Genomic DNA, 10,848 nt, shown 5'->3' on the forward strand with positions numbered 1-10,848 from the left:
AAATGCCGCTGAATTCTGTTGCCCCCGAAAAAGTCGGCCTGTGCCCGCAGCGCCTGCAGCGGCTGATGGACGTGTTGCAGGCCGAAGTGACCAGGAAACGCCTGCCTGGCGCCGTGGCGGTGGTGGCGCGGCATGGTCACGTGGCCTTGTTTGACAGCGTGGGCCTGCTCAACCCGGTCACTGGTGTGGCCATGACGCACGATGCCCGCTTTCGCATCTATTCCATGACCAAGCCGATCGTCTCGGTGGCGGCCATGATGCTGATGGAAGAGGGCAAGCTGTTGCTCAATGACCCGGTGGCTAAATTTTTGCCCGAATTCGCGGCGCAGCAGGTGGCCACCTTGGTCGATGGCACGGTGCAGTTGCAGGCGGTGGCGCGCGCTGCCACGTTGCATGATTTGCTACGCCACACCGCCGGCATGACCTATGAGTTTCTGGGCAGCACGCCGGTGCAGCGCCAGTACACCCAGTTGCGCATTGGCTCGCGCGAGCGCACTTTGGCTGATTTCACGCAGCAATTGGCCAGCCTGCCGCTGGTGTTCCAGCCCGGCACGGCGTTTGAGTACAGCCGCGCCACCGACGTGCTGGGGCGGGTGATTGAGGTGGTGTCTGGCCAAACGTTGCAAGCCTTTTTGCGCGAGCGCATCTTTGAGCCGCTGGCCATGCCCGACACCGCGTTTCATGTGCAGGACCAGCACCACGAGCTGATTGCCGAGCCCTTTGCCCGCGACCCCGATGGCGGCGTGCAGATGCGCGTGATTGATGTGCGCAACGATGCGGCGCTGGCATCAGGCGGCGGCGGGCTCACCTCAACCGCGATGGACTACGCGCGCTTTTTGCAGTTCATGCTGAACCGCGGCGAACTCTCCGGCGTACGCCTGCTGGGCCCGCGCACGGTCGATTTCATGACCACCGACCACCTCGGAGACATCCCGGTATTCAGTGCCGGTTCACGTTCGCTGCTGCCCGCCGGGCATGGCTTTGGCCTGGGCTTTGCGGTGCGCAAAAACCTGGGTGGGGCGCCAGTGCCGGGCTCGGTGGGCACCTACTTTTGGGGCGGCCTGGCGGGGACCACATTCTTTGTCGATCCGGCGTTGGACCTGTTTGGCATTCTGATGCTGCAGGCACCGAACCAGCGCGAGTACTACCGCATGCTGTTTCGGGACATGGTGTATGCGGCGCTACAGGATTGATCCTTAATTTTGCGATATGAAATCGCGTTCCTTATCGTAAAAGAGTTTGATGCAAATCAAACTTCTCAAGCGCTGCTGGATCATGATCCACCTGTTGAAAAAAGGCCGCAGACACTTCGCCTGTTTGACCTGCCAACATTTGAGGAGCACACCATGTTTCAGGTTCGCATTCACGGACGCGGCGGCCAAGGGGTTGTCACGGGTGCAGAGATGATGTCCATCGCTGCGTTTCAGGGAGGCCGCCACGCGCAGGCTTTTCCCAGTTTTGGCTCGGAACGAACCGGTGCACCGGTGGTGGCTTTTTGCCGCATGGACGATCACGAGATTCGGCTGCGTGAGCCGATCATGCAGCCCGATGCCATCATCATTCAGGACCCCACCTTGCTGCACCAGGTCGATGTGCTTGGCGGTCTTAAAAAAGATGGCTACATCCTGATCAACACCACGCGCAGCTTTGCCGATCTGGGCCTCGGCGAGTTTGTCAAAGACTTCAATCCGGCGCACCTGCTGACGGTGCCGGCCTCTGAGCTGGCCATGAAGCATGTGGGGCGTGCCGTGCCAAATGTGCCCTTGCTGGGGGCGTTTGCTGCCCTTTGCGAATTGATTTCACTGGAAGCCGTGCAAAGCGCCATTGACCAAAAATTCAAGGGTGCGGTCGCGCTGGGCAACAAGGCCGCCGCAGAACAAGCCTACAACACTGCCATGCAACAGACCGCCAAGGAGACACACCATGCTTGAACAATGCGAAGGCTCGCATGCCGTAGCCAAGGCCGTGGCGCTGAGCCGCCCGGAGGTGATTTGCGCTTACCCCATTTCCCCGCAAACCCACATCGTGGAAGGTCTGGGTCAGATGGTGAAGTCGGGAGATTTAAAGCCATGCGAATTCATCAACGTCGAGTCTGAATTTGCTGCTTTGAGCGTGGCGATTGGTTCATCGGCTGCGGGTGCGCGTTCCTACACGGCCACCGCCAGCCAGGGCTTGCTGTTCATGGCCGAGGCGGTTTACAACGCGTCGGGTTTGGGTTTGCCGATCGTGATGACGGTGGCCAACCGCGCCATTGGCGCGCCCATCAACATCTGGAACGACCACACCGACAGCATGAGCATGCGCGACGCCGGCTGGCTGCAGATTTTTGCCGAGACCAACCAGGAGGCGCTTGACTTGCACATTCAGGCCTTCAAGATTGCCGAAGAGCTTTCCTTGCCGGTGATGGTGTGCATGGACGGCTTCATCCTGACCCACGCCTACGAGCGGGTTGACATGCCCAGCCAGGCGCAGGTGGACCGCTTTTTGCCGCCCTACGAGCCGCGCCAGGTGCTCGACCCCAATGACCCGGTCACCATCGGCGCCATGGTCGGCCCCGAGGCCTTTACCGAAGTACGCTACCTGGCGCATGCCAAGCAGATGCAGGCGCTCGACCTGATTCCACACATTGCCGCCGAGTTCAAAAAAGAGTTTGGCCGTGATTCGGGCGGGCTGATCAAAACCTACCAGACTGAAGACGCTGACACCATCGTGATCGCGCTGGGCTCAGTGCTGGGCACCATCAAGGACACGGTGGACGATTTGCGCGCCGAGGGCATCAAGGTGGGTGTGCTCGGCATCACCTCTTACCGCCCGTTCCCGATCTCTGCCATTCGCAAGGCCACGGCCAACGCCAAGCGCATCGTGGTCATTGAAAAATGCTTTGCCGTCGGCATTGGCGGCATTGTGTCGCGCGACGTGCGCAGCGCGGTGCGCAACCGGCCCCAGCCAGTGCTGACCGTGGTGGCCGGGCTGGGTGGGCGTGCCATCACCAAGACCTCGGTGCACAAACTGCTGCTCGATGCGATTGCCGACAAGCTTGAGCTGCTGACGTTTCTGGATCTGGATTGGGACGTGGTCAACCGGGTGTTGGAGCGTGAGAAAACCCAGCGCCGTTCTGGTCCGGTCGCCGAAGGCATATTGCGCGACATGGGCAGCGTCGGCACCCAGGTCGTTTAGGAGACATCACATGGAACAGACATTGGTCAAGTTTTACCAAACCGGCACATTCACCGTCGGCAACCGCCTGCTCGCCCCCGAGCAACGCAGCGTGCAGGCAGGCCCGGCGCGCAGCAATTCGCTCAATTCCGGTCACCGCGCCTGCCAGGGTTGCGGCGAGGCGCTGGGCGCCCGCTACGCCATCGATGCCGCCATGGCGGCCACCAAAGGCCAGTTGATCGCGGCCAACGCCACAGGGTGTCTGGAGGTGTTTTCCACGCCGTACCCCGAAACCTCGTGGCAGATGCCCTGGATCCACTCGCTTTTCGGCAACACCGCCGCCGTGGCCACCGGCATTGCCGCCGCCATGAAAGCCAAGGGCCGCAGCGAGGTGCGCGTGGTGGCGCAAGGCGGCGACGGTGGCACCACCGACATCGGCTTTGGCTGCCTGAGCGGCATGTTTGAGCGCAACGACGATGTGCTCTACATCTGCTACGACAACGAGGCCTACATGAACACCGGCGTGCAGCGCTCCAGCGCCACGCCGCCGGCGGCGCGCACCGCCACAACCATGCCGGTTGGCCCCAATCCGGGCAACGAATTCGGCCAGGGTAAAAATGTGCCGCTGATCGCCATGGCGCATGAAATTCCTTACGTGGCCACGGCCACTGTGGCTGACTTGCGCGACCTTGAATACAAGGTCACCAAGGCCATGTCGATGCATGGTGCACGTTACATTCACATTTTTGTGCCGTGTCCGCTGGGCTGGGGCGCAGCCTCGCACGACACCATCAAGCTCTCGAGGCTGGCGGTGGAGAGCGGCGTGTTCCCGGTGTTCGAAGCTGAGCGCGGCGAGGTCACCGGCGCGCTCAAAATCCGCCGCCAGGTGCCAGTAGAAGACTATCTGAAGCCGCAAAAACGTTTTGCCCACCTGTTTGGCAAAAAGCCCGATGTGGCCACGCTGGCACGCTTGCAGGCGCGCGCCGACCGCAATATCCGCCGTTTTGGTTTGTTAGGGGAATGATCATGCAAAAACCTTTTGCCATCACGCTTGACGTCGGCAGTTCGCTGGCCAACCACACCGGCTCCTGGCGCACCGAACGTCCGGTCTATCTGAGCCGCAAACCCCCGTGCAATCACCAGTGTCCGGCCGGCGAGAATATTCAAGGCTGGCTGTTTCATGCCGAATCAGGCAACTACCAGCAAGCCTGGCGCACGCTGGTCGAAGACAACCCGTTTCCCGCCATCATGGGCCGGGTTTGCTACCACACCTGCGAAGGCGCGTGCAACCGGGCGCAACTTGACGCACCTGTGGGCATCAACTCGGTCGAACACTTTTTGGGTGATGAGGCCATCAAACAGGGCTGGCGGTTTTCCAAGCCAGCCGCCAGTTCGGGTAAAAAAGTGATGGTTGTTGGTGCCGGGCCGTCGGGCTTGTCGGCGGCCTATCACCTGGCGCGCCTGGGCCATGCCGTTACCGTGATCGAAGCCGGTCCGCTGCCGGGCGGCATGATGCGCTTTGGCATTCCGCAATACCGCCTGCCACGCGAGGTGCTCGACGCCGAAGTGCAGCGCATTGTCGAGCTCGGTGTGCGCATCGAGTACAACACCAAGGTGTCGAACGTGCTCGAAGCCAAACTGGCAGGTGGCTTTGATGCTGTGTTTCTGGCCGTCGGCGCACACATTGCCAAGCGCGCCTACATTCCTGCGGGCGACTCGGCCAAGGTGCTCGACGCCGTGTCGGTGCTGCGCTCCATGGAAGGCGAGGACAAACCCCTGCTGGGCCGACGCGTGGTGGTGTATGGCGGCGGCAACACGGCCATCGACATGGCACGCACGGCCAAGCGGCTGGGCGCGACCGAGTCGATCATCGTGTACCGGCGCAACCGCGACAAAATGCCCGCGCACGACTTTGAGGTCGAGGAAGCGCTGCAAGAGGGCGTCATGATCAAGTGGTTGTCCACCATCAAGCAGGCCGGCGAATCATCCATCACGGTCGAAAAAATGGCGCTCGATGACAAGGGCTTTCCGCAGCCGACCGGTGAGTTCGAAACGCTCGAGGCCGACTCGGTGGTGCTGGCGCTTGGTCAGGATGTGGATTTGTCGCTCATCGACGGTGTGCCCGGCATGGCGGTGCAAGACGGCGTGGTGCAGGTCAATGCCCAGATGATGACCGGCCACGACGGTATTTTTGCCGGTGGCGACATGGTGCCTGCCGAACGCAACGTGACCGTGGCCATTGGTCATGGCAAAAAAGCGGCGCGCAACATCGATGCCTGGCTGCGCGGCACGGCTTATGTGCCGGCGCCAAAAAGCGAAGTGGCCAGCTTCGATTTGCTCAACACCTGGTACTACAGCGACGCGCCCAAAACGGTGCGGCCGATGCTCGACATCATTCGGCGCCAATCCACCTTCGAGGAAGTGCAGGGTGGCCTCGATGAGAGCAACGCGCTGTTTGAAGCACGGCGCTGTTTGTCCTGCGGCAACTGCTTTGAATGTGACAACTGTTATGGCGTGTGCCCGGACAACGCGGTCATCAAACTCGGCCCCGGCAAAGGCTTTGAGTTCAATTACGACTACTGCAAGGGCTGCGGCATTTGCGTCGCGGAGTGCCCATGCGGGTCGATCAAGATGGTGCCGGAAGACATTTGATTCGTTTCATGCGTTTGATCAGGTTTGGGGTCCGAATCTGATTCAAAATGCAGAATCCAGCTTTCTTTCAAGGAGTAAGTCATGTTCAACCATATTCTGGTCCCGGTCGATGGCTCTGAAACGGCACAAATCGCAGTGGTCAAGGCAAGTGCCTTGGCCAAGGCGTTTGGCAGTCAGGTCACGGTGATCTATGTGATCGATCCCTATCCGTTTACCGGCGTGGGTACCGACTTTGCCTACGGCCAGGCCGAATATCTCAACGCTGCCACGGCTTTGGCCAATGAAGCGATCCAGCTCGCCAAGCAGGCATTTGTCGATGCCGGTGTCAAGGTCGATAGTTCGGTGATCGAAGCGCACACCGCCTGGCGCGGCATTGTCGAGGCGGGTGACTCGCTGCAGGCTGATTTGATCGTGATGGGCTCACACGGCCGAAACGCGCTGGAAAAACTGGTGCTCGGCAGTGTGGCGCAAGCCGTGCTGTCGCACACCAAGCTGCCGGTGCTGGTGGTGCGCGACGATAAACACAACAAGTCAGCTTAGCCGCACTGCCCCACATAGCCACAGGCGGTGCAGAAGTCGCAACCGTCCTTGTGGATCACAGTGGGGTTGCCGCATTCGGGGCAGGTTTTGCCTGCCATCGTTTTGCCGGCCTCGCGCGCCTCAGGGGTGTCGAGCACGCCCATGTCGCGCAGCGGATAACCTTCTTCATTCAGAATGCCCAGCATGGCGTAGCGGTGGATGATCAGCCGGGCAATGTAGGCCACGGTTGACGGCCAGGTTTGCTGGCGCTTTTCACCGTTGGGCAGGCCTGGCACAAAGGCCATGAAGTGGCCCAGGGGTTCGGCGTAGTTGAGCAGTTTGCGCAGCTTCATGCCGATCCAGGCCGGGTCGATCACCCGCATGTCAAGCGACAGCAGGCGCGCCAGGCCGTCCATGGCCTTGGGGTAGTTGCCGCTGAAACCCACCGCGCAGGGCCGTGTCACCATGTTGCCGTCGGGGCCGGCCAGATTGACTTCTTTCAGTGTGACGGTAAAGGCTTCGCTGGTGGCCGGGTTGTCCACATCGACCGCCCAGGCCAGCGTGCCCGACGGGCCGGTGACGGGCTCGTTGCGGCTGAACATGGCATCGATGACCGGGGTGTAAACAGGGGTGCTGTCGGTTGCTTTTTTCGTGGCTTGCGCGGCGATTTGCTCGCAGCGCCAGCGGATCACGGCAGCCGTGGCGGCCACCACGCCCGGGAACAGGCGCTTTTCGCCATGCGGCGGGAACGGCATTTCGAACGCATGCTCCTCGCTGACGGTGGCCAGCGCATCGAGCTTGAGCTGCAGCCAGGCGGGGTCGTTGGCGCGCAGGTCCATCGACAGGGTCTTGGCCATGGCGCCCAGGCCGCGCGGCTGCTCGGCACCGTTCACCCACACTTCAAAGGGCTGCGCCGCGCCACCTTCGACCAGCGAGAGTTCGCCGATGAACAGGGCAAAATCGCCGAACGGATGGTGCACCATGAAGGTCCAGGCCGGGTTGCCGCCCGGCAGGTCGGGGCGGCCGGGCCAGCGCAGTGATGACAACACGGGGGCTGGCAGGCGGTCGAGCAGCAGACGGTGGTTGGCGCCGTCGATCTGCAGCGGTTTGGCGCTGCTGGGCGCGGCTGGCGCGCTCACGCTCAGCACCGAGCCCAGCACCGAGTTGGGCCGGTAAGTGGCCAGGCCTTTCAGGCCCGACTGCCAGGCCTGGGTGTACAGCCCCTGGAAGTCTTCATAAGGGTAATCGGCGGGCACGTTGACGGTTTTTGAAATGGCCGTGTCAATAAAGGGCGCCACGGCCGCCACCATTTCTTCGTGCGCCTGGGCGCTCATTTCCAGCGCGGTGACAAAGGCGTCGGTCAAGGGGGCATCGCTGCCGAACATGTGGCGGTAAAGGCGCCAGGCGTGGTCTTCGACCGCGTATTCCTTGAAGCTGCCGTCGGGCATGCGCTTTTTACGGGTGTAGCTCCAGCTGAACGCCGGTTCGATGCCGTTGCTGGCGTTGTCGGCAAAGGCCAGGCTGATGGTGCCGGTGGGCGCGATGGACAGCAGGTGCGAGTTGCGCAAGCCGTGCTTGTGAATGCGTTTTTTCAGGTCGGCGGGCAAGCGCGTGGCAAAGTTTTGGCCGCTCAGGTACAGGTCAGCATTGAACAATGGGAATGCGCCGCGCTCAACGGCCAGATCGCAGGATGCCTGGTAGGAGGTGTCACGCATCAATTCAGAGATGTTGCGCGCCATGTCGCGCGCGGCTTGTGTGTCGTAACGCAAATTGAGCATCACCAGCGCATCGCCCAGCCCGGTGTAGCCCAGCCCGACGCGGCGCTTGGAGGCGGCTTCCTGTTGCTGTTGCGGTAGCGGCCAGACGGTGGCGTCGAGCACGTTGTCGAGCATGCGCACCGCCACCTTGGCGACCTCGGCAAAGGCCTTGCGGTCGAAGCTGGCGTTGTCGGAAAACGGCTCTCTGACAAAACGCGTCAGGTCGATCGAGCCCAGGCAGCAGCAGCCGTAGGGCGGCAGCGGCTGCTCAGCGCAGGGGTTGGTGCTGGCGATGGTTTCACAGTACGACAGGTTGTTGTCGCGGTTCATCTGGTCGAGAAACAGCACGCCGGGCTCGGCGTGGTCGTAGGTGGAGCGCATGATCTGGTCCCACAGCGTGCGGGCCTTGAGCTTGCGATAGACCCAGACCCCCTTGTCTTCATCGTGATAAGAACCCGCCTCTTTTTGCGGTGTGCCCGGCTCGGCTTTGTGTACCAGGCAGAAGTCGGCATCGGCTTGCACGGCGTTCATGAATTCGTCCGACACACCCACCGAGATGTTGAAGTTTTTCAGGTCGCCCTGGTCCTTGGCATGGATGAATTCCTCGATGTCCGGGTGGTCGCAGCGCAGCACGCCCATCTGGGCGCCGCGCCGAGCGCCGGCTGATTCGACCGTCTCGCAGGAGCGGTCGAACACCCGCATGTAGCTCACCGGCCCGGAGGCGCTGCTTTGCGTGCTGCCAACCCAGGCGCCGCGCGGACGGATGCGGGAAAAGTCGTAACCCACACCACCGCCTCGGCGCATGGTTTCAGCGGCCTCGGTGAGCGCGGTGTAAATGCCGGGGTGGCCGTCTTCGACATGGGCAATCGAGTCACCCACGGGCTGCACAAAACAGTTGATGAGGGTGGCGGCCAGGTCAGTGCCAGCGGCCGACTGGATGCGTCCGGCGGGCAAAAATCCGGTTTCGAGCGCAGTCAAAAATTTGGCCTCCCAGTCCTTCTGCTGCTCGGGCGCTTCGACCCTGGCGAGGGCGCGGGCGACGCGCTGGTTGACGTCGGTGATGCTGTTTTCGGTGCCTTTGCTGTATTTTTCGAGCAGGACTTCGATGCTGATGGGCTGGGTCTCCAGCGCAGTCAAAATGGGGGCGGTGGTGGCTTGTGACATGGATTCCTTCCTAAAAACGAGTTGCTATGGTAGTTCTGGAAAATCCAATTTTCAATGCTTTTGCACAAATACGACAGACAAAATAAAAATAAAAAAACGCTATAGGTAGTGTTAATCCCTATTAACAAAGCTAAATGTAGTGTATTGAGCTGCCGCAAGGACTGTTCAACCTGCCGCTCCAAGAAGCGTCTGCAAACGGGTGGCGGAGGAATGTTCGGAAAAGCTGTGCAGGCTCGGCAGGAGCTGCTCAGGCCGGGCTGGCAACGCCAAAATCATCTTCAAGCGGAACCGCAGGGTAGTGAAACCGCACCGGACCATCCGGGCGCTCGTTCACATACTGGAACACCAGCGGATCGGTGCTGGCGTGCAGCTCGGCCACCGTGCCTTCAAAGGCGAGCTTGCCTTGGTCGAGAATGAGCACATGGTCGGCAATCTCGAGGGTTTGGGTCAACTCATGCGAGACAAAAATACTCGTCAACCCCATCGCATCGTTGAGCTGGCGAATCAGCCGCGCGGCAACATGCAGAGAAATTGGATCGAGGCCTGAAAAAGGCTCGTCGTACATCACCAAATCGGGGTCCAGTGCAATCGCGCGCGCGATGCCGATGCGCTTGGCCATGCCGCCCGACACCTCACTGGGCATCAGGTCGCGGGCGTTGCGCAGGCCCACCGCGTTGAGCTTCATCAGAACGATGTCGCGGATCAACGCTTCTGGCAAATCGGTGTGTTCGCGCAGCGGAAAGGCCACGTTCTCGAACACGCTCATGTCGGCAAACAGGGCGCCAAACTGGTACAGCATGCCCATGCGCCGCCGCACGGCGTAGAGCTGCTGCTGGTCCATGGGGCCCAGATCCTGCCCGTCGAACAGCATTTGCCCCGACCAGGCGTGCATCTGGCCACCCATCAGCCGCAGCGTGGTCGTCTTGCCGCCGCCCATCGGCCCGATCAGCGCTGTGACCTTACCCCTGGGGATGCGCAGCGAAACGTCGTCCAGAATGGCGCGCTCCCCGTAGCCGAAGCTGAGGTTGCGAAATTCGACAAGAGGTGAGTTGGAGGTGGGTGGCATGGATACTCGATGCGGACAACGCCCGGCATGCAAATGATAGAGGATACAGGGCAAGAAGCCGCTCGAACCCTGAAAGTTTTTCAAGGTGCCGGATGGCAAATGCCTTTTCAGCGGCGTCCGGCGCCGTTCGATATTGACCGTGCCCGCAATGTGATACGTGCCCCGTGATGAATGGAGCGGACCTCAAGGCCCGGACGAGGTCAGAACACCAGCATCAGTTGGATGCTGTAGTAACTTGCATGAATCCGTAGCGACGCCCCAAATCATGAAAGAGCACCGTCATCGCGAGCGCAGCGTGGCGATCCACGTCTTGCGGGTGCATGGATTCACTGCGTTCGCAATGACAAGCTCGTCACTGCGAGCCATCCGTACCCGGCCCGATACCGCACACGGACCTTGAACAGAGACTTCGTCATCGCGAGCGTAGCGCGGCAGTCCATGACTTCCGGGGTCATGGATTGCGTCACTGCGTTCGCAACGACGGGGGTGTTCATGGAAAGCGTAGCGCGGCAGTCCAGGTAGTCCAGGCAGTCC

Annotated in this window: 9 protein-coding genes; 6 read left to right on the plus strand and 3 right to left on the minus strand. The window is 61.2% G+C overall.

Going from position 1 to position 10,848, the window contains the following annotated elements:
* Window positions 1–2 precede the first annotated feature (2 nt).
* The 6 genes from IBX54_RS00625 (at window position 3) to IBX54_RS00650 (ending at window position 6,348) form a co-directional block, all read left to right on the plus strand.
* On the plus strand, window positions 3–1,193 hold the full coding sequence (locus IBX54_RS00625) for a serine hydrolase (RefSeq protein WP_296540726.1): 1,191 nt from the start codon (window positions 3–5) through the stop codon (window positions 1,191–1,193).
* 153 nt (window positions 1,194–1,346) lie between these two features.
* The gene (locus IBX54_RS00630; RefSeq protein ID WP_296540727.1) at window positions 1,347–1,931 is read left to right on the plus strand and encodes a 2-oxoacid:acceptor oxidoreductase family protein; all 585 of its coding nucleotides are present in this window, start codon (window positions 1,347–1,349) and stop codon (window positions 1,929–1,931) included.
* Window positions 1,924–3,177 carry a transketolase C-terminal domain-containing protein gene (locus tag IBX54_RS00635; protein ID WP_296540728.1) on the plus strand — a complete coding sequence of 418 codons (1,254 nt, stop codon included), beginning with the start codon at window positions 1,924–1,926 and terminating at the stop codon, window positions 3,175–3,177. The genes IBX54_RS00630 and IBX54_RS00635 overlap by 8 nt, the downstream gene beginning before the upstream one ends.
* 10 nt (window positions 3,178–3,187) lie before the next feature.
* A complete protein-coding gene (locus tag IBX54_RS00640; protein WP_296540729.1) occupies window positions 3,188–4,180 on the plus strand; it encodes a thiamine pyrophosphate-dependent enzyme in 993 nt (330 codons plus the stop codon).
* A 2-nt stretch (window positions 4,181–4,182) separates the two neighbouring features.
* Window positions 4,183–5,808: an NAD(P)-binding protein gene (locus tag IBX54_RS00645; RefSeq protein ID WP_296540730.1), complete on the plus strand. Its 1,626-nt coding sequence runs from the start codon at window positions 4,183–4,185 to the stop codon at window positions 5,806–5,808.
* A gap of 81 nt (window positions 5,809–5,889) precedes the next feature.
* Window positions 5,890–6,348: a universal stress protein gene (locus IBX54_RS00650; RefSeq protein WP_296540731.1), complete on the plus strand. Its 459-nt coding sequence runs from the start codon at window positions 5,890–5,892 to the stop codon at window positions 6,346–6,348.
* On the opposite strand, the gene IBX54_RS00655 is transcribed toward IBX54_RS00650, so the two are convergent.
* The 3 genes from IBX54_RS00655 to IBX54_RS00665 all read right to left on the minus strand — a co-directional run.
* On the minus strand, window positions 6,345–9,248 hold the full coding sequence (locus tag IBX54_RS00655) for an adenosylcobalamin-dependent ribonucleoside-diphosphate reductase (RefSeq protein WP_296540732.1): 2,904 nt from the start codon (window positions 9,246–9,248) through the stop codon (window positions 6,345–6,347). The genes IBX54_RS00650 and IBX54_RS00655 overlap by 4 nt on opposite strands.
* Before the next feature lie 247 nt (window positions 9,249–9,495).
* Window positions 9,496–10,314 (minus strand): ABC transporter ATP-binding protein, encoded by an 819-nt coding sequence (locus tag IBX54_RS00660; protein WP_296540733.1) that lies wholly within the window; start codon window positions 10,312–10,314, stop codon window positions 9,496–9,498.
* 326 nt (window positions 10,315–10,640) lie between these two features.
* Window positions 10,641–10,848 (minus strand): hypothetical protein (locus IBX54_RS00665; protein ID WP_296540734.1); only part of this gene is annotated, 208 nt, incomplete at its 5' end.

It is taken from the genome of Rhodoferax sp., from assembly GCF_014859475.1.
Lineage (GTDB): Bacteria > Pseudomonadota > Gammaproteobacteria > Burkholderiales > Burkholderiaceae_C > Rhodoferax.